The sequence below is a fragment of the Priestia sp. FW507-14D1A genome (assembly GCF_058781295.1).
In genome coordinates this window covers 14,722-32,000 of the sequence record NZ_JBYSWQ010000011.1, presented here as the reverse complement: position 1 = coordinate 32,000, position 17,279 = coordinate 14,722, and the positions used below count along the sequence as shown (strand labels likewise).

The following is a 17,279-nucleotide window of genomic DNA, read 5'->3' as shown; positions in this document are numbered from 1 at the left end:
CGTCAAGAGCCTGATTTAATTGAGAATCAGGCTCTTTTTTTACACCAAAAGCTAAGGCCCACCAAAGCGTGGCGGACCTTTAGATAAAACGGTTCATTTATAGTATGTTGCTGATCTTTTAGAAACAATCTACAGTTCGACTCTTAACTTTTTGTTTAAAAAGAAATGGTACAGAATGCTTTTCACTTAAATTTCATTTGCAGCTCATACAATAGGTATGAAGACTTACTATGTAATAAAGGTTTAAGTTCTCCATCCTAGGTTACATAATAAAGTATAAGCGCCAATAAAAAACTCGCAAAAGCCACTGTCGCACATGTAAGAGACTTTTGTTTCAGCACATGTTTAGGTGGATATGATGCCGTTCTAGTCGTAAGGCTAAACCATTTAAAGGCAGCCAGAAAAAAACTCAGGCTAATTATCAAAAGAATGAATAAAGCTACCCCATGTTGATAACCTCCTTCTTTTGTATAAATCTATGCTATTTTTTTATGATTATGTCAGAAGGAAGTGTTAGCAATTACTTTACTACATAGGAGGAAATAAATAATGAGCAGAATGAAAAAACTAGCAGCTGGAGCAGCAATCGGAAGCACCGTAGCCGCTATTACAACGCTTCTTGTTACTCCATATTCAGGACGAGAACTTAAACAGCGTGTCAGCTCTCGAAAAGACCGAGTTAACGCTTCACAACAAGAGCTCTCAACAAAAATAAAAGCTGTTTCTCAACAAGTACAAATGACCGCCAGAGAAGGAAATACTATAGTGAAAAATATCGCAAGTGACCTTTCTACTACCCTTGGTCAGTTTAAAGAAGAAATTGTCCCTCATAAGGAATCCCTTCAGCATCATTTGAAAGAAATCCAAAATTCTTTGTCAAACCTTGAGGAACATGTACAGACAACTAAAAATCCCAATGAAAAAATTGACAAAAAAGAAGGTTGAAACGCCTTCTTTTTTAATTTTTTAAAATTTTGTAAATTTACATCTTTATAATTTTTTATTTTATTGGCATAATAGAAGATAAATAAAAAAAGAGACTAAGTAGGTGGGAGAAGATGAAAAAGACTAGTGATCAAGATTACAGTTTGAAAGAAGCACTTCTATTTAGCCAACGCATTGCCCAATTAAGTAAAGCCCTTTGGAAAACCGTAGAGAAGGATTGGCAGCAATGGATTAAGCCTTATGACCTTAATATTAACGAGCATCATATTTTATGGATTTCATATCATTTAAACGGGGCTTCCATTTCCGAAATTGCCAAGTTTGGAGTTATGCACGTTTCTACTGCATTTAACTTCTCCAAAAAACTAGAAGAACGAGGTTTACTTGAGTTTTCTAAAAAAGAAAGCGACAAGCGAAATACGTACATTCAGCTGACAGATAAAGGCGAGGCCATTTTATTAGATTTAATGGAACATTACGAACCTTCTAATAATTCAGTGTTCAGCGGCGCACTTCCGTTGCGCGACTTGTACGGCAAATTCCCTGAATTTATGGAACTGATGACCGTCATCCGCAAAATTTACGGTGAAGATTTTATGGATATCTTCGAGCGATCTTTCCATCATATCGAAGAAGAATTCACTGAAGAAGATGGCAAGCTCGTCAAGAAAGACAAAGAGAACCACCAGGAGACTATTTCAAACTCTTAATGGTTAGTCCCTTATCCATTGAATAATTTCAAAAAATTCATTCATCACATCTTGATAAGAAGGTTGATAACGAAGCGATTCGACCGTCTCTCTGGGAGTTAATTTATAATTCAGCATGCCAACAAATTGTGTAAGAAGCGGAACAAAGTCTGTTAGACCTTCCGCTTTTTGCTCAATATATTCGTTTTTTGTATCTTCACACAGAATTAAAATTTCCTCTACTTCCTTCTTTGTAAGCTGATTTCTTACCACTAAATCAATAAATGGTTTAGCTTCTTGTTCAGATGTCCCAGATAACAGTTTTATGTAATATTCTAAACGTGATACTCGAGATTCTAAAGTTTCCATCCGCTTCCCCTACTCCTTCAACGTTCATATACCTCTACTCCATATTGTACATGATTCATTCATGTTCTTCCAAATAATTCTTTCTGCGTCATTCACATTTCCTGTTTAAGTAGCACCGTATAAAGATTTTCATATACTGATTATGTACTCACTGCATATATTAATATAAATCCCTCTGTCCTTTTTAACAATCCTTTTGCACAATGGGTAATTGTTACTCATTTCTTATCCATTCACTTTGCTATTTCGTTTAAAACCTATTTCTCAACTTCTTAACTACCCTTTATAAAATAAAAACCGCATTTCTGTGTAAATACCTTTTGAAATTCTTTGCTCAACTGTATATATAACTATCTATTTTACCGCTTTTTTGGTAATGTTAATATAGATATTTGTAAATTCATACAAAGCTGTACTATATAAATGACTATAAGACTTTTTGTCTTCGTCACACTGATTTTGTTAGGGGGATTTTTATGTACATATTCTTTATTGTATTTGCACTATTCATTTTATTCTACATCAATGCACTAACAAATACATTGTGTATTCAAAAAGAAATTCCAGCTGAAAAACAGCCTAAAGTTTTTCGTACGATTAATGTATTAATTACCATTTTATTAGTTTCATCTTATATTGAAGTATCATTTACATAAAAAACGGTGAGATGTCTCACCGCTTTTTTATAGGCTTAGCAAAAACAGCTAGCTCCGATGATAACTAATAAGATGAATAATACGACTAATAGCGCAAATCCACTGCCGTATCCGCATCCGTAAGAACCCATATCTATCGCCCCTTTCCTTTTATATTCATCTGTTTCCTAGTGGTAACATGCACAACCAACAATGACTAATAAGATAAACAGTACAACTAATAGTGCAAAACCGCCTCCATATCCGCCTCCGCTCATTTGAGCACCCCCTTTGTTTACTAATACTGCATCTTATGCATCAGCTCAAAAAACGTCTAGGCTTTTAGCCCAAACTCCATAATTTATTTCTCTTGCTTCTCGTTTGGAAATTACTCTGTGAGTTTATCTGCCGTTTTGAAAACGCTTTATAAAAAAGCCATCATAAGCGTATAATCACTTCATGCTTAGTGGAAAATAAATGTAAATTTACGTGGTTTTAACTTCATTTGCTAACATCAGGAAATGTGATATAGTAAATCTTGAGTCAAGCTACATAAGTAAAAATGATGAGTAGGAGTGTTTACGTATGAAAAAAAGCTTAGTTGCACTAACAACGGCAGCCAGCCTCGTTGCTTTATCAGCATGCAGTGGGGGAAATGATGCTTCAAATGCAAACGATTCTTCAAAAGTAATTGTAGAAACAAAAGCAGGCAATATCACTCAAGGTGATTTGTATAAGCAAATGAAAGATACAATCGGACAAGACCAATTTAATACACTCGTACGAAGCGTTACCGAAGAAAAAGTATTGAGTAAAAAATATAAAGTAACGGATAAAGAGCTTGATCAGCAGCTGAACATTCTAAGAGAACAATACGGTGATCAGGTGGATTCAGTTATTAAGCAAAAAGGCGAAAAAGAAGTCAAAGATATGCTAAAAGTCGATATTCTCCGTGAAAAAGCTGCTACAGCAGGCATTAAGGTATCGGACAAAGAGCTGAAAAAAGCTTATGATGAATATAAAACTCAAAAACCTCAAATTCGCGCAAGCCATATTTTAGTAAAAGACGAAAAGACAGCAAACGAAGTAGAAGCGAAAATCAAAAAAGGCGAGGACTTTGCTAGTCTAGCAAAAGAATATTCAACGGATCAGCAGTCTGCAGCTAACGGCGGCGATTTAGGCTACTTCGGTGAAGGCCAAATGGTTAAAGAATTTGAAGAAGCGGCTTACAAGCTGAAAAAAGGTGAAGTAAGTAAACCAATCAAAACAGAGTACGGCTACCATATCATTAAACTAGTCGATAAAAAGAAAGTAGAATCGTTTGAGAAAAAGAAACCTGAACTTGAGCAGCAAATCAAACGTTCAAAAGTAGATCAAGCAGAAGCCAATAAGAAGATTCAAAAAGAGCTTGATAAAGCAAAAGTGAAACCAAAAGATAAGGATGTAAAACCAATTTTCGAAGAAGGTGCGACAGATAGTCAATCTGGCGTAGAAACTCCTCAGCAGTAATGCTAAGAGCCTGTCACTCATGTGACAGGCTCTTTTATATAATCAGATGGAATCGCTGTTGCGTCTTTCTTTTTCCACTTGCATTCTTTCGATGAAGACTTGTCCCTCTTTTTCAATAAACGAATCATCCACTTGCTTATCATGTTGTGCAGCACGAATCGCCATAAATCCACTAAAGAAAATGCCTGCTACAACTAAATAAATCCAAATTGGTAGTGTCACCATATATTGATCCCCCATCACAGTTATTTACAACCACTATATGCGAAGGAAGAAAGACTTATACCTTTTTAATCAATCGTTGGTTTATAAAATGAGCGATTATCAAGTGCAAAAATACGCTCTGTAAACTCACCGGGCTTCACTTTTGTTAATGCGCGGTCCAGCATATTCATTTTAGCGTCTACATTGTCAATCAAATGAAGCATCTCAGCCTCTTTAATTAACGGCTTTTTCGGACTTCCCCACTCTTCCTTACCGTGATGCGATAACACAAGGTGCTGAAGAAGCATAACCTCTTCTCCTTCAATCGCTAATTCTTCTGCCGCTTTTCCAATTTCATTCACCATAATCGAAATATGGCCAAGCAGGTTCCCTTCGACTGTATATATCGTCGAAACAGGACCTGAAAGTTCAAATACTTTGCCAAGGTCATGAAGAATAACTCCAGCGTACAGCAAGTCGCGGTTTAAGCTTGGATAAAGGGTTGAAAATGACTCAGCCAGCTTCAGCATAGACACCACATGATAGGCAAGTCCCGATACAAACTCATGGTGATTTTTAGTTGCTGCCGGATATTCTAGAAATTCCGTTTGATATTTTTTAAACAAATGGCGAGTGATGCGCTGGACATTCGAATTTTTCATTTCAAATATACTCTTTGTAATATGTTCGACCATTTCTTCTTGAGATAAAGGCGCCACTTCTAAAAAGTCAGATGTGCGCACTCCGTCTTGGGGCTGTGCAGGCCGAATGTTGCGTATTTTCAGCTGGTTGCGTCCGCGGTAATTCATTACTTCTCCAGCAGCTCGCACAATCTTTTGAGCAGCATAATTTTCCTCGTCATCTGGGGAAGCATCCCACAGCTTGGCTTCAATATCACCTGTTTTATCTTGCAGGATTACCGTTAAAAATGGCTTTCCATTGCTTGCAATTCCTCTCGTTGAGGATTTAATTAAAAAATAAAGATCAACTTGCTCTCCTACTTCGTATTGAGCAATTCCTTTTGTCATGATCTTTTCCTCCTTACCACTTCATTCTATGTATTTGATAACGAAGCTCTTATCGCTTCGTCCGCTTATTTACAGCTCTTTACATTTCATTTTACCATCGCTTGGCACCGAATGCACGGGTAGACGCTTTTTCATACAAGATGAGATTGCGACATAACAAAATCAATGCAATCTAAAGACGAACAAATTGGATAAAGGAGCTGAACTGCTCGAGACACCGCTGTTGATTTCCGTGCAAGACTTCGTTTTCTGCGTGAGGGCGCTGAGCCTCCTCGTCTCCTCCGTTCCTGCGGGGGTCTCACCTATTTTCCGCTTTTCCCTCAGGAGTCTTCGTCTTGCTCTCCAATTCACAGCTAGAAGCAGCCACATATATGAAAACTATGGTCACTATAGCAACAAAAAAATCCGAACGAGTTGGATTCTCCCTCAAGAATCTAGGTTGTTCGTTCGGATCTTCCTTCAACTAAACTACTTTTATCTCAGCCTCTCACTTCTTTATGTTTCTTTTTTCGTTAGCTGCAGCGCCTTTTTAATATCTTTAAAAGAGGTAGATTGCCCATACATAAGGACTCCTCCTTTATACACACGGGCACCAAATATAGCTAAAGCCGTAATCGTCACAACTAAAATCCCTATCGATACACTCACTTCCCACACAGGAACATTTAACATACCTACACGCAAAAACATAATCATCGGAGCAAAAAATGGGATAAAAGATGTGACCGTAATGATTGTGGTTTCAGGATCACCAAGTCCAAACATAGCAATTAAAAAAGCAGCCACAATCACAAGGGTCATAGGCGTAATCATTTGCTGTACATCTTCAATACGGCTCACAAGAGAACCTAAAAAAGCCGCGAGCGTAGCAAAAAGGAAGTACCCCAATATGAAGAAGACAAATGCATACACGAATGTAGTCAGCGGAACATCATTAAATCCGAGATAAGAAAAGATACCGTTATGATTTGTTTCCACACTGGCTTTTAACGATGTGTAGCCCACGCTCAGTATCACTGCAAGCTGTGTTAAGCTGAGCAGTGCAATTCCAATGATTTTAGCAAACATTTGTGTAATAGGTGATACGCTCGATACAAGGATCTCCATAACGCGGGATGATTTTTCAGTAGCTACTTCCATCGCAATCATGCTCCCATACATGATAACGGCAAAATAAATAACAAACAGCAGTACATATACAAGACCTCTTGCTTGATTTAGCTCTTGTTCTGTTTTGGCATTTTCAACTAACGCTTTCTTTTTAAATGAAACAGGGCTGTAAAGCTGATCAATTTGCTTTTCTTCTAAACCGATTTTTACTGTAGCCATAGCCACTTTTGTTTGCTGTACCGCCTGTTCTAAGGTAGAAGAAAGATTTGATTCGGCCAAAGAATTAGCTTTGTACACAGCTTGAGGCAGCTGCTTATCGTTTAAAGATAAGAGTAAATAGCTATCGAGCTCCCCGTTTTTTACCGCTTGTTTTGCCTTAGACTCAGACGTAAATTCTTTTAAATGAATGTCTTTATCCATGACATTTACATTTTGTTTGAACAATGTATATACGCTTTCCACTTCATAGATGACACCCACATTTGTTCCATTATCGTCTGAATTAAAAACGTCGATAATTTTCTCCATATTTGTAAGAGCAACTAGAATAAGAGCAGTAATAATCGTCGTAATAATAAAAGACTTCGTTTTTAATTTATTAAGATATGTATGAAAGACAATGACCCAAAATTTATTCATAGGAAGCACCTACCTTTTCAATGAAAATATCATTTAATGAAGGCTCTTCCACTGCAAATTTAGATACAAATGAAAAGTGTTTAAGTTCTTGAAAAATGAGTTGTGATACGGATTCATGTTGAATTTGAACAATCATGCCTTCAACCGTTTTTTTCACCTTTACAACGCCTTCAAGCTCTGTAATTCTCTCAAATGGACCTTTTCCGTGTACAATAACGTTTTTCTTTCCAAATGAACGTTTGATCTCCGGGAGCCTTCCATACACTACAGGCGTTCCATGATGCATAATACATAAATATTCACAAAGTTCTTCCACATGTTCCATTCGATGACTTGAAAAAACAATCGTCGTTCCGCGCTTTTTCAAATCAAGCACCGCTTCTTTTAATACCTCTACGTTTACAGGATCCAAGCCGCTAAAAGGTTCGTCTAAAATAAGCAGCTCGGGCCGATGAATAACGGAGGCAATAAATTGAATTTTTTGCTGATTTCCTTTGGATAGCTCTTCTACTTTTTTGGAAGCATATTGAGGAATATTAAATCGAGATAACCAGTGCTCCATTTCTTGCAGCACGTTCGCTTTTTTCATTCCGCGCAGCCGTCCAAGGTACACAAGCTGATCTTTGACTTTTAATTTTGGATACAGTCCCCTTTCTTCTGGAAGGTAGCCAACTAGATGACTTCTACTGTAAGTTAAAGATTTATCATTCCACTGGATGTGACCTGAGGTTGGTTCAATGAGCCCTAAAATCATTCGAAACGTCGTCGTTTTGCCAGCACCGTTTGCACCTAAAAAACCAAACACTTCGCCTTTTGGAATTTGCAGGGATAGCTCGTTTACAGCTGTAAATTCACCGTACCTTTTTGAAACTTCACGGATAGAAAGAGACATTTAATTCCTCCTTTGTAAATAAACCTATGTTTATTGTATGGAAAAAAATGATATCTGTAAACCTTAGCAGGATTTAAGGGAATAGGACGAGAAATATGTTGAATACGCTTACAATTATACTATAAGAGGAGAGTAGATTTTATGAGTACTTACACATTAACCGCTTTTGAAAAGACTGGAGAAAAATTAATAGATGAAAGTTTCGAAGCAGCTTCTGATACAGAAGCAAAGACTGTCGGCACCAAGAAGTTAGAAGAGCTTTCCTATTTAGAAAAAACGCATCGATGCGTTAGCTCTAGCGGAAAACTTGTATTGTTTCATCGTTAATACAAAACGCCGGAAAGTTTTAGCTTTCCGGCGTTTTATATTACTTTACAGCTTCTTTTAGTTCTTTACCAGCTTTAAATGCCGGTACTTTTGATGCTGGAATTTGCATTTCTTCACCCGTTTGAGGGTTACGGCCTGTACGAGCAGCACGCTCGCGTACTTCAAATGTACCGAAGCCGATTAACTGAATTTTTTCACCTTCACCTAGCGTTGATGAAATTGTTTCTAGTAATGCATCAACTGCTTTAGATGCATCTGCTTTTGTTAACTCTGATTTTGTTGCCACTGCGTTTACTAAATCTGTTTTGTTCATTTCCAATCACCTCATTAGTTTCTACATTATCTTGTGTTACCACTGTTTTGCAACTTTTAAACATGCTCTATCAATATGATAGACAAAAATATTGGCTTTTAAACTAGTTCACTTAATTTTCGGAAATATCTTTTTCACTTTGATTAAAAACAGGCGCTCGCTTTTCCAGAAACGCACGTACACCTTCCTTATGATCCGAACTTCGGCTCATAGCAAACTGACTTCTTTTCTCAAGCGCAAGCACTTGCTTTAATTGTGAAAGAGATGTCTCCACATAAATTCGCTTTGTTTCCTTCAAAGCACGTGAAGGTTTTTTTAGCCAATATGAGAGATAATCTTCTACATGCTTCGCCAAATCTCCTTCTTTTATTTCATCAATTATGCCAAATTGATGAGCTTCCTCTGCTTTTAATGTCTTTCCTGCCCAAATTAGCTGTTTTGCACGATGAGCACCGATGCGCTTTTCTAGTAAAAAGTGACCGCCTCCGTCTGGAATCAGAGCAATACCGATAAAGTTCATCGCAATTTTTGTGTGTCTTTCTGCAATAATATAATCAGAAGCAAGCGCAATGCTGAGCCCTAGCCCTGCTGCCGCACCGTGCAGTACACTTATCGTCATTTGAGGAAGGCTGTATAAAGTCAGAACGGCTTCATTAATCAAATCCATCACCTGCTCAAAACGTTCTGATTGTGAAGGTGACATCATCATATTAATATCTCCGCCTGCTGAAAATACTTTTCCGTTTCCTTTTACTACTAAAAAGTCCGCTTCGCTTTCTTCGACAACTTTTAAACATTGAATAAACTGCTCTAGCACTTCTTCGTTTAATGCATTTAACGCATCCGGCCTGTTAAACGAAATTGTGGCGATACGCTCTTGCAAAACTAGTTCTACTACTTTTAATTCGACGGTCATCTTACTCACCCTTTCTGATAATGATTGAGGACTTGTTCACGAAGCGTACGTTTTAAAAATTTTCCTACCGTTGTCTTTGGAATTGCATTCATAAATAAAATGTCATCTGGAAGCCACCATTTTGCAAACTGCGGCGCTAAAAATCCGAGCAGCTCTTCTGATGAAACGATGCCTTTGTATGCATCTTTTAACACGACACAAGCCACTGGACGCTCTTGCCACACCTTATGAGGGACTGCTATGACACAGGCTTCAAAAACAGCTTCATGGGCAATAAGCGCGTTTTCTAGATCAACCGATGAAATCCATTCTCCTCCGCTTTTAATTAAATCTTTTGTTCGGTCTACGATTTTGATGGTTCCCTCTTCGTCAACCGTTACAATATCTCCGGTATACAGCCAGCCGTCTTTAAACGTATCTTCTGTTCTTTTATCCTTGTAATATTCAGAAGCTACCCATGGGCCCTTTAGTAATAGCTCACCCATTTCCACTCCATCCCAAGCAACTTCTCCATTTTGACCTATTACTTTCATTTCAACCCCAGGAACTAAGAAACCTTGCTTTGCTTTTACGTTGAGCTGATACTCAAAGTCTTCACTGTACTGATAGCTTTTTAAGCGGGAGACGGTCACCACAGGGCTTGTTTCCGTCATTCCGTATGCATGCATAAATTCAATTTGATATTTTTCCTGAAATTCTCGAATGACGCTTTTTGGAGCCGCTGATCCACCGCATAAAATAGCTCGCAAACTATCAACTGCGTAAGGTTTTTCTTCTAACTCTTGTAAAAAATTTAACCAAACGGTAGGCACAGCTGCAGCAAGAGTTACTTTCTCTTGTTCAATCAGAGAAGCAATCGTCTCTGAAGTACAAAAAGCACCCGGCAGCACGAGCTTTGTTCCAAACCAAACGGCAGCAAAAGGAATTCCCCATGCGTTTACGTGAAACATTGGAACAATAGGCATAGCGGTATCAGCTTCTGATAATCCAGCACTATCAGCAAGCCCTAGCGCCATACAGTGCAGATAAATAGCGCGATGAGAATATACAACGCCCTTTGGCTCTCCTGTAGTAGCAGAGGTATAACAAAGACCTGCTGGTTCTTCTTCGTTTAAATCTTGAACAAAAGAATGCGATGCATCTCCTTGCTTAATCCAATTTTCGTAATGATAAACTGGGAAGTCTGTTTCTGGCAGCTCATCTTCATCTGACATAATGATATAGGCTTCAACATGTGGAAGCTTTTGATGAATGCTTTCAAATAAAGGTAAAAAACATTCATCAAATAAAATGACTTTATCGCGTGCATGGTTAATGATGTATACAATTTGCTCAGGATCTAACCGGATATTGATGGTGTGAAGAACAGCGCCTATTCCGGGCACGGCAAAATAAGCTTCTAGATGTCTATGATGATTCCATGCAAACGTCCCGACTCTTTCTCCTCGCTTCACTCCAATTTGTTCTAGCATACTAGAGAGCTGCCGAGTCCGTTTTATTAACTGATTATAAGTTAAACGCTGAATTCCTTTTGAAGATTTAGAAATCACTTCTTTTTTACTAAACAGCTTTTCAGCTCTTTCCATCATAGATGGTACGGTTAACTGTACATTCATCATTAAGCGGCACCTCGAATCGTCATAATAAGAAAACGCTTACAACTTTTTTATATATTCAACAGATTCCGACATTTCCCTGCCGGAAATAAAAAAAGATCACTAAAAAGTGACCTTTTTATTTCATAAATAATTCATCTAAAATCTTGAGTTTCTCTTGTGTGTAGTGCTCGAATCCATCGTTATACGATTTTGGGTCTTTTGGATTCGCAAACCTTGTAATAATGCCTGTTTCTGGATGCACGAACTTACTAGATGCCCCGCATCCAAGACCAATAATCGTCTGCTTTTCTTCCATGATCATAATATTGTACAGGCTCTCTTGACCAGGGAATGAATATCCAACGTTCTCTAAATTACCTAAAATATTTTTTTGGCGATATAAATAATAAGGTTCATACCCTTGTTCTTGAGTCCACTCAGTTGCTAAATCCATCATTTTACCAATTTCATAGCGATCTGCCACTTTGTATTTCCGTTTATTTTGAGTCATTTCAGACGCGCGTTTAAACGATAGCGTATGAACAGTTAAAGATTCAGGAAGCAATTTTTTAGATTCGTCTAGCGTATGCTGAAATTCTTCTACACCTTCATTTGGAAGCCCAATAATTAAGTCCATGTTAATGTTATTCATCCCCATTTTTCGAGAAAGATGAAATTTATCAATAGTTTCTTCAACTGTATGATGACGTCCAATAGCTTTTAAGGTTTCTTGAATATAAGACTGCGGATTTACACTAATCCGGTCAATATTCCATTTGTTCAAAACAGCTAGCTTTTCTTCCGTAATCGTATCGGGTCTTCCTGCTTCTACCGTAATTTCACGGATATTTTGTACATCCGGGAACGATTCATACATCTCTTCATACAGCATGTCCATTTCTTCAGCGGTAATGCTCGTTGGTGTGCCTCCACCATAATAGACGGTTGTAATCTTGACGTTATTGTCTTTTAGCCATTTTCCTACTTCACGCATTTCATAATGCAAGCCGCCTAAAAATGACGTAACGGATCCTTGACGTCCGTTAATCGCATAGGCTGGGAATGTACAGTATGCACACTTCGTCGGACAAAACGGAATGCCTATATAAATGCTGACTTCATTCTTTAACTCATGTAAATCGGGAATAGCTGCTAGTTGACGATCTACAATATGCTGCATTAAATTAATTTTGTCATCGGTAATTAAATATTCTTCCTTTAGCTCACGATGCGCTTGTTCTTTACTTTTGCCTGACTGCAGTTTCATATGAAGCAGCTTCGTCGGACGTATACCGGTCAAAATACCCCATTTTTGAACAATGCTTGTATACTCCTGTAGTACAGATAAGTAGACGCGAAGCACCACATTTTTTATTTGCTTAAATTCTTCTTTTTCTGTTTCATACGGCATAAACGATTTAGAAAGCTCTTCTGTAAACACCTTGTCCGTTTCAGCGTCATGCAGCACTGCTTTCGCATAAATTTCTTCATGAACTTTTAGCTCTACTTCGACCTTCAGCTGAGCTTCGTTATCATCCTCAAAGGAGACATTGCTTTCTTCAAAAAACAAATCTGAAATTCGGTGAAGCGGACGTAAAAAACGCTCATCTTCTATACCTTTTATATAAATGTTCAATATAATCACCTTTCAAATCAATTCTATCTAAGTAACCAGTTTACAAAACCTACGTATGTCCGGTCAAGGTGCTCAGCTCAAGGGAATGCGCGGACAGGAAACAAACGGAAAAAGAGATTGAGGCATAACTACATTCATTCAATCTAAAGATGAACAAATGGGATAAATGAGCTCATATGAATCACTCCTTACACCTCTGTTGATTTCCGCGCAAGGCTTTGCTTTCCGCAGGCGGCCAATGAGCCTTCTCGTCGCTTGCGCTTTTCCCGCAGAAGTCTTCGCCTTGCCCTCCAATCAACAGCTAGAAGCACCTACATATATAAAACCTACGTTCGCTCTTCCAATAAAAAAATCCGAACGAATTGGATTCTCTATCAAGAATCTCGATTCACGTTCGGATCTTTCTTCGGCTAAACTGCTTTTGTTCTAGCCTCTTTTTCCTTTATTTATTTTAAACGAAAGCTGTCAATTTGATGAAGATAACCAAGGCGCTGCTGCTTTCTAAATAGTTCTTTCACCATATAGGCTACACCATTTTCATTATTAGAACGAGTAACCCAATCCGCAAGCATTTTTAATTCTGTTGGTGAATTGCCCATGGCCACACCCATTCCCGCATGTTCAATCGTTTCTAAATCATCATAGCAATTTCCAATTGCTACTACGTCTTCCATTGGTATCCCTAAGCGATTTGCTACATAACGAACGCCGGCAGCTTTTGTGGCTCCTTTTGGCGTAATATAACATCTATTTTCATTTGGATACGAAAACCATTCAATATCCGGGACCGCACTAGCAATTGTTTGCTCGGCGTATTCTTTTTCTCTACGATCTGCAAAATACACTTCTATTTTTGGCGTAGAAACAGGTTCATCACGAAGCGTATCTCCTAATGAATCTACGAACTGCACGGGATAAAAGAGCGGTTCTCCCGTTTTTAACACGCTTTTAGCTACAATATTATTCGGAAGCTTTACACGATTTCCAATTGAAAACCTTTCATGTAAAATGCGGACATGACAATTAAAATTTTCAAAAAGCTGAATGAGATTAAATGTTTTTTCCTCGCTAATTCTCTTATCTAGTATCGGTTTGTCTATCGATGTTCCGATAAAGGCACCGCTATGAGTAATGAGCATTGCTGGATGAACTTTAAGTGACCGAGCAATTTTTTTAGCAGACGGAAAATGCCTGTTTGTTACTAACGTAACGTAAACCCCTTTATTTTTAACGAATTGAATTGCGTCTTTCGTTTCTTTTGTAACGCGCCCTTGGCTATTTAAAATGGTTCCATCAATATTCAACGCTAGCAATCGATAAGCCATATGAGAACCCCTTCTTTCATAGATGTCTAATCCGTTAGGATACGGTTATAAATGACCTTTTCATGATAGTCGGCATGTGTAGCCTTGTTACTAAGCTTATGAGCAGAACTGCACAATTAGAAGGAATTTCCGCATAAAAAAAGAGGAAAAGATTTCTCTTTTCCTCTTTCCTCTATCTCTTATTCAGCCGCACCGTAAAGTTCTTCAAGTGGCTTCATGATAATTTTGTTTAATTCACCAATTACCATGCTCATACGTTGCTCAGCTTCCATTAGCTTCGCGATATTTTGATCTTGTTGAACGATTGCAACTGTTTGTTGAGCTTGCTGAACTTCTTCTTCAGTGATTTCTTGGCCCATCATTTGCTTTTGTTGCAGCTCCATTTGCATTGTACGGAAACGCTCAAATAATTGTTTTGAACCTTGATCAGCATTTACTGCTGCATATAAGTTTTTTAAGTTTGTGTAATCGTCGCTTTGACGAATTGCTTTTTCTAAATCATTTGCTACATCATGTAAGTTTACAGACACGTTAAGTTCCTCCTAATTAAGTTCTATAATTTCTTGACTTCCCTAACTATAACAAATTATTATATAAAATTCAGCTTAAGACCTTTATTTTCTCCGAAAACGATAAATTCTCTTCACAGATTGGGCTAATTCCTCATAGTATATATCAGCATTCGCCTACTAAAGGAAAGAAAAAGAGGATTCGTTTATGAATACTTTTACCATTTCTCTAAAACCACTAGAGAACCATATGAGCAGCGACATTTACATTAGTTCTGCTCTGTTCTCACGTGTGAAGTGCAAGCACGAGTTTACGTTAACAGTAGGTTCCATCACGAAAGAAGTCGAAGCCACCGTGTTTCAGCATCAAGAATGCTGTTTCATGATGTCAGAAGCTCTATTTACAGACTTTCGCTTTCCGTATGAAACACATCAGCTGAGAGGCATTTATGAAGAGAACTCGTTTAGGTTAGGACCCGTAGTTAGCATCGTAACAGAAGTTCGAGAAGATGAAGAACTTTTTGGCTCCATTTCTGTATTTTGTAAGGAATTTGTTCAAGCTTGCAAGGAGTTAGGGTGTTTTTGCTATGTGAGCAAATTAAGCGACGTGAAGTCATTATCCCCTAAAGGATATGTTTATCGCGCTGATCGATGGGTTTATTCAGACGTTCCCTTTCCGGGAATCGTACACAACCGGATTCATGCCAGGAAAACGGAGCAAACCGCTGATTTTCAAACCTTTAAAACATTTTTAAAAGAACATGACGTTCCTTTCTTTAACGCACGCTACTTAAATAAATGGACGGTTTTTCAACAGCTTAAAGATGTCGTACACTTGCTTCCATATTTGCCAAAAACGTATCAGCTTCGTTCACGGCAAGATCTTCTTGACGCTTTGGAACTTCATGACGATGTTTTTTTGAAGCCTGTTCATGGTAGCCAAGGAAAAAACATTTTTAAAATTTCAAAAAAAGAGAAGTATATTTTAGACTATACAACATTTACGCAGCCGTATGAAAAAGAATATGAATCTCTTTATGACTTATTTGAAACGCTTTATAGTCAATTAAAAAGGCAAGGATTCCTCATCCAAGAAGGAATTTCACTGCAGACATACAAACAGTGCCCTTTTGATTTCCGCATTCTCTGTCATAAAAAAGACGACTTGACGTGGAAAATCACGTCCATTGTCACACGTGTATCAAAACCCGGCAATTTTGTCTCAAATCTTGCCCGTGGAGGAGATATTCATCCTCCTCAGCAAGTGTTAACTCAGCTCTATGATTCAAAAACTACGCGCCATATCCTTTCACTTTTAAAAGAGATTGCGATTGAAATTTGCACGCAGCTTTCTCATCCGTCTGAACTTTATGCCGAATTCGGTATTGATTTAGCGATTGATCAAGAAGGAAAGCCTTGGATTATTGAAGTAAATGTCAAACCTTCCAAACAATCCGATTCAAGCGCTTTCTCTGTCCGTCCATCAACAAAAGCACTGCTTGATTATTGTCTGCATGCAACGAATTTTCAATTTCCCAAGGAGGATTTATGATGATTTCATTAGGCTTTTTAACGATTCACCCACAGCAAGAAGTGGAGTACGTGACCGAAATTGCTAAACATGCTTCTGAGTTTTCGATTGAAATATACCGTTTTACTCCTTTTAACATTCATCCTAACACCGAAAATATTGAAGGCTTCCGCTACGATTTACAACAAGAGAAATGGATAGAAGATTCCTTCTTACTTCCTTCGTTTATTTACGATCGCTGCTTTTATCGAAAAGACTCGCTGTCTAAAAAGGCTCGCCCTATTGTAAACTGGCTTAAACAGCGGGAAGATGTTACATTTTTAGGCCATGGATTACCCAATAAGCTAGATGTCTATGAAGTAATTAAAAAAGATAGCTATTTATCTTCATATATTCCTCCTACCACTCCAATCGAAAGTGTAGAGCAACTTGTCCAGCTGCTTCGAACAAACGATAGCCTAATGATTAAACCTGCCAACGGCTCACAAGGTAAAGGGATTGTGAAATTAAGACAACGCGGACGTGAAATTGAAGCTTCTTATCAACAAAATGACATTGTAAACACCATTCTATTTTCCTCTTTTCAAGAGTTTAAGAGCTGGTTTACGAAAACCACTCGTGATGTACTGTATATTGCTCAGCCCCATATTTCATTTTTCCCTTATGAACGCACTCCTTTTGATATAAGACTGCTATTACAAAAAGGAAACGATGGTGCTTGGAAAGAAATTGGAAGAGGCATTAGACAAGGTGAACGGGACTCTATTGTAACAAATGTAAGTTCAGGAGCATCTATTGTACCTTTTGAAAACTTGCTGCCTCGCATCCCTCGCGTTCATCGTCAATATGTAATGGATGAAATCAACACCATTTGTAAAACGATTCCGTCCGTGCTGGAAAATCACTTTCCTTCTCTTTTTGAATTAGGTATTGATTTATGTATCTCGAGAGACTTCAGCATCTGGATTTTAGATTTAAATTCGAAACCGGGAAGAAAAATAGTAATGGAAACAGCACCTGAACAAAAAGAAGTCATGTATAAAAATGTCCTGTCTTACTGCGTCTATTTAGCTAACACACTATCGTATCGTAAGGAGTAATGCT

At 38.0% G+C, this 17,279-nt stretch carries 21 protein-coding genes and 1 pseudogene; 7 read left to right on the top strand and 15 right to left on the bottom strand.

Annotated elements, in window-relative coordinates:
• Positions 1 to 257: 257 nt before the first annotated feature.
• Entirely contained in the window at positions 258 to 431 is a 174-nt protein-coding gene (gene yhzF, locus AC3WJG_RS24285) for a membrane protein YhzF (protein ID WP_472797451.1), read from the bottom strand.
• A gap of 118 nt (positions 432 to 549) precedes the next feature.
• On the opposite strand from yhzF, the gene AC3WJG_RS24280 reads away from it, so the two are divergent.
• Positions 550 to 945, top strand: a complete 396-nt coding sequence (locus tag AC3WJG_RS24280; protein WP_013055314.1) for a YtxH domain-containing protein — start codon at positions 550 to 552, stop codon at positions 943 to 945.
• Between the two features lie 113 nt (positions 946 to 1,058).
• On the top strand, positions 1,059 to 1,655 hold the full coding sequence (locus AC3WJG_RS24275; RefSeq protein WP_014461677.1) for an HTH-type transcriptional regulator Hpr: 597 nt from the start codon (positions 1,059 to 1,061) through the stop codon (positions 1,653 to 1,655).
• A gap of 3 nt (positions 1,656 to 1,658) precedes the next feature.
• Here the strand turns inward: AC3WJG_RS24275 and AC3WJG_RS24270 are convergent, their stop codons facing one another.
• On the bottom strand, positions 1,659 to 2,003 hold the full coding sequence (locus AC3WJG_RS24270) for a DUF1878 family protein (RefSeq protein ID WP_013081673.1): 345 nt from the start codon (positions 2,001 to 2,003) through the stop codon (positions 1,659 to 1,661).
• A gap of 476 nt (positions 2,004 to 2,479) precedes the next feature.
• On the opposite strand from AC3WJG_RS24270, the gene AC3WJG_RS24265 reads away from it, so the two are divergent.
• Entirely contained in the window at positions 2,480 to 2,659 is a 180-nt protein-coding gene (locus AC3WJG_RS24265; RefSeq protein WP_013055312.1) for a hypothetical protein, read from the top strand.
• A 35-nt stretch (positions 2,660 to 2,694) separates the two neighbouring features.
• Here AC3WJG_RS24265 and AC3WJG_RS24260 read toward each other — a convergent pair whose 3' ends face one another.
• Together AC3WJG_RS24260 and AC3WJG_RS24255 are read right to left on the bottom strand one after the other, a co-directional pair.
• Complete coding sequence (locus tag AC3WJG_RS24260; RefSeq protein WP_016762974.1) at positions 2,695 to 2,790, bottom strand: YjcZ family sporulation protein; 96 nt, start codon at positions 2,788 to 2,790, stop codon at positions 2,695 to 2,697.
• 36 nt (positions 2,791 to 2,826) lie between these two features.
• Complete coding sequence (locus AC3WJG_RS24255; RefSeq protein WP_016762973.1) at positions 2,827 to 2,916, bottom strand: YjcZ family sporulation protein; 90 nt, start codon at positions 2,914 to 2,916, stop codon at positions 2,827 to 2,829.
• Between the two features lie 307 nt (positions 2,917 to 3,223).
• Between AC3WJG_RS24255 and AC3WJG_RS24250 the strand changes: the two genes are divergently transcribed.
• On the top strand, positions 3,224 to 4,147 hold the full coding sequence (locus tag AC3WJG_RS24250; protein WP_337134626.1) for a peptidylprolyl isomerase: 924 nt from the start codon (positions 3,224 to 3,226) through the stop codon (positions 4,145 to 4,147).
• Positions 4,148 to 4,189: 42 nt separating this feature from the next.
• Here the strand turns inward: AC3WJG_RS24250 and AC3WJG_RS24245 are convergent, their stop codons facing one another.
• From AC3WJG_RS24245 to AC3WJG_RS24225, 5 genes and pseudogenes are all read right to left on the bottom strand, one after another.
• Positions 4,190 to 4,372 carry a sporulation YhaL family protein gene (locus AC3WJG_RS24245; RefSeq protein WP_013055310.1) on the bottom strand — a complete coding sequence of 61 codons (183 nt, stop codon included), beginning with the start codon at positions 4,370 to 4,372 and terminating at the stop codon, positions 4,190 to 4,192.
• Positions 4,373 to 4,437: 65 nt separating this feature from the next.
• The gene (gene yhaM / locus AC3WJG_RS24240) at positions 4,438 to 5,379 is read right to left on the bottom strand and encodes a 3'-5' exoribonuclease YhaM (RefSeq protein WP_013055309.1); all 942 of its coding nucleotides are present in this window, start codon (positions 5,377 to 5,379) and stop codon (positions 4,438 to 4,440) included.
• Between the two features lie 131 nt (positions 5,380 to 5,510).
• A pseudogene (locus AC3WJG_RS24235) lies at positions 5,511 to 5,726 on the bottom strand (hypothetical protein).
• A 148-nt stretch (positions 5,727 to 5,874) separates the two neighbouring features.
• The gene (locus tag AC3WJG_RS24230) at positions 5,875 to 7,128 is read right to left on the bottom strand and encodes an ABC transporter permease (RefSeq protein WP_060745402.1); all 1,254 of its coding nucleotides are present in this window, start codon (positions 7,126 to 7,128) and stop codon (positions 5,875 to 5,877) included.
• Positions 7,121 to 8,020 carry an ABC transporter ATP-binding protein gene (locus tag AC3WJG_RS24225; protein ID WP_029320779.1) on the bottom strand — a complete coding sequence of 300 codons (900 nt, stop codon included), beginning with the start codon at positions 8,018 to 8,020 and terminating at the stop codon, positions 7,121 to 7,123. Before AC3WJG_RS24225 ends, AC3WJG_RS24230 begins: the two co-directional genes overlap by 8 nt.
• Positions 8,021 to 8,161: 141 nt before the next feature.
• Between AC3WJG_RS24225 and AC3WJG_RS24220 the strand changes: the two genes are divergently transcribed.
• On the top strand, positions 8,162 to 8,347 hold the full coding sequence (locus AC3WJG_RS24220) for a YhzD family protein (protein ID WP_025752944.1): 186 nt from the start codon (positions 8,162 to 8,164) through the stop codon (positions 8,345 to 8,347).
• A 40-nt stretch (positions 8,348 to 8,387) separates the two neighbouring features.
• Here AC3WJG_RS24220 and AC3WJG_RS24215 read toward each other — a convergent pair whose 3' ends face one another.
• From AC3WJG_RS24215 to AC3WJG_RS24190, 6 genes are all read right to left on the bottom strand, one after another.
• Positions 8,388 to 8,660: an HU family DNA-binding protein gene (locus tag AC3WJG_RS24215; RefSeq protein ID WP_013055305.1), complete on the bottom strand. Its 273-nt coding sequence runs from the start codon at positions 8,658 to 8,660 to the stop codon at positions 8,388 to 8,390.
• A gap of 112 nt (positions 8,661 to 8,772) precedes the next feature.
• Entirely contained in the window at positions 8,773 to 9,576 is an 804-nt protein-coding gene (locus AC3WJG_RS24210) for an enoyl-CoA hydratase (protein WP_028410271.1), read from the bottom strand.
• A 5-nt stretch (positions 9,577 to 9,581) separates the two neighbouring features.
• Positions 9,582 to 11,195, bottom strand: a complete 1,614-nt coding sequence (locus AC3WJG_RS24205; RefSeq protein ID WP_337134624.1) for a long-chain fatty acid--CoA ligase — start codon at positions 11,193 to 11,195, stop codon at positions 9,582 to 9,584.
• Positions 11,196 to 11,310: 115 nt separating this feature from the next.
• Positions 11,311 to 12,810 carry a coproporphyrinogen III oxidase gene (locus AC3WJG_RS24200; protein ID WP_028410269.1) on the bottom strand — a complete coding sequence of 500 codons (1,500 nt, stop codon included), beginning with the start codon at positions 12,808 to 12,810 and terminating at the stop codon, positions 11,311 to 11,313.
• 446 nt (positions 12,811 to 13,256) lie between these two features.
• The gene (locus AC3WJG_RS24195) at positions 13,257 to 14,135 is read right to left on the bottom strand and encodes a Cof-type HAD-IIB family hydrolase (protein WP_013055300.1); all 879 of its coding nucleotides are present in this window, start codon (positions 14,133 to 14,135) and stop codon (positions 13,257 to 13,259) included.
• 179 nt (positions 14,136 to 14,314) lie between these two features.
• On the bottom strand, positions 14,315 to 14,665 hold the full coding sequence (locus AC3WJG_RS24190) for a YlbF/YmcA family competence regulator (protein WP_013055299.1): 351 nt from the start codon (positions 14,663 to 14,665) through the stop codon (positions 14,315 to 14,317).
• A 187-nt stretch (positions 14,666 to 14,852) separates the two neighbouring features.
• On the opposite strand from AC3WJG_RS24190, the gene AC3WJG_RS24185 reads away from it, so the two are divergent.
• Positions 14,853 to 16,196, top strand: coding sequence for a YheC/YheD family endospore coat-associated protein (locus AC3WJG_RS24185; protein WP_102813504.1), 1,344 nt, complete (start codon positions 14,853 to 14,855; stop codon positions 16,194 to 16,196).
• Entirely contained in the window at positions 16,193 to 17,275 is a 1,083-nt protein-coding gene (locus AC3WJG_RS24180) for a YheC/YheD family endospore coat-associated protein (protein ID WP_225049873.1), read from the top strand. The genes AC3WJG_RS24185 and AC3WJG_RS24180 overlap by 4 nt, the downstream gene beginning before the upstream one ends.
• Positions 17,276 to 17,279: the final 4 nt, after the last annotated feature.

Coding starts and splice junctions, on each gene's coding strand:
- AC3WJG_RS24280 (WP_013055314.1), top strand. CDS start 550: ATGAGCAGAATGAAAAAACTAGCAGCTGGAGCAGCAATCGGAAGCACC.
- AC3WJG_RS24275 (WP_014461677.1), top strand. CDS start 1,059: ATGAAAAAGACTAGTGATCAAGATTACAGTTTGAAAGAAGCACTTCTA.
- AC3WJG_RS24270 (WP_013081673.1), bottom strand. CDS start 2,003: ATGGAAACTTTAGAATCTCGAGTATCACGTTTAGAATATTACATAAAA.
- AC3WJG_RS24265 (WP_013055312.1), top strand. CDS start 2,480: ATGTACATATTCTTTATTGTATTTGCACTATTCATTTTATTCTACATC.
- AC3WJG_RS24260 (WP_016762974.1), bottom strand. CDS start 2,790: ATGGGTTCTTACGGATGCGGATACGGCAGTGGATTTGCGCTATTAGTC.
- AC3WJG_RS24255 (WP_016762973.1), bottom strand. CDS start 2,916: ATGAGCGGAGGCGGATATGGAGGCGGTTTTGCACTATTAGTTGTACTG.
- AC3WJG_RS24250 (WP_337134626.1), top strand. CDS start 3,224: ATGAAAAAAAGCTTAGTTGCACTAACAACGGCAGCCAGCCTCGTTGCT.
- AC3WJG_RS24245 (WP_013055310.1), bottom strand. CDS start 4,372: ATGGTGACACTACCAATTTGGATTTATTTAGTTGTAGCAGGCATTTTC.
- yhaM (WP_013055309.1), bottom strand. CDS start 5,379: ATGACAAAAGGAATTGCTCAATACGAAGTAGGAGAGCAAGTTGATCTT.
- AC3WJG_RS24230 (WP_060745402.1), bottom strand. CDS start 7,128: ATGAATAAATTTTGGGTCATTGTCTTTCATACATATCTTAATAAATTA.
- AC3WJG_RS24225 (WP_029320779.1), bottom strand. CDS start 8,020: ATGTCTCTTTCTATCCGTGAAGTTTCAAAAAGGTACGGTGAATTTACA.
- AC3WJG_RS24220 (WP_025752944.1), top strand. CDS start 8,162: ATGAGTACTTACACATTAACCGCTTTTGAAAAGACTGGAGAAAAATTA.
- AC3WJG_RS24215 (WP_013055305.1), bottom strand. CDS start 8,660: ATGAACAAAACAGATTTAGTAAACGCAGTGGCAACAAAATCAGAGTTA.
- AC3WJG_RS24210 (WP_028410271.1), bottom strand. CDS start 9,576: ATGACCGTCGAATTAAAAGTAGTAGAACTAGTTTTGCAAGAGCGTATC.
- AC3WJG_RS24205 (WP_337134624.1), bottom strand. CDS start 11,195: ATGATGAATGTACAGTTAACCGTACCATCTATGATGGAAAGAGCTGAA.
- AC3WJG_RS24195 (WP_013055300.1), bottom strand. CDS start 14,135: ATGGCTTATCGATTGCTAGCGTTGAATATTGATGGAACCATTTTAAAT.
- AC3WJG_RS24185 (WP_102813504.1), top strand. CDS start 14,853: ATGAATACTTTTACCATTTCTCTAAAACCACTAGAGAACCATATGAGC.
- AC3WJG_RS24180 (WP_225049873.1), top strand. CDS start 16,193: ATGATGATTTCATTAGGCTTTTTAACGATTCACCCACAGCAAGAAGTG.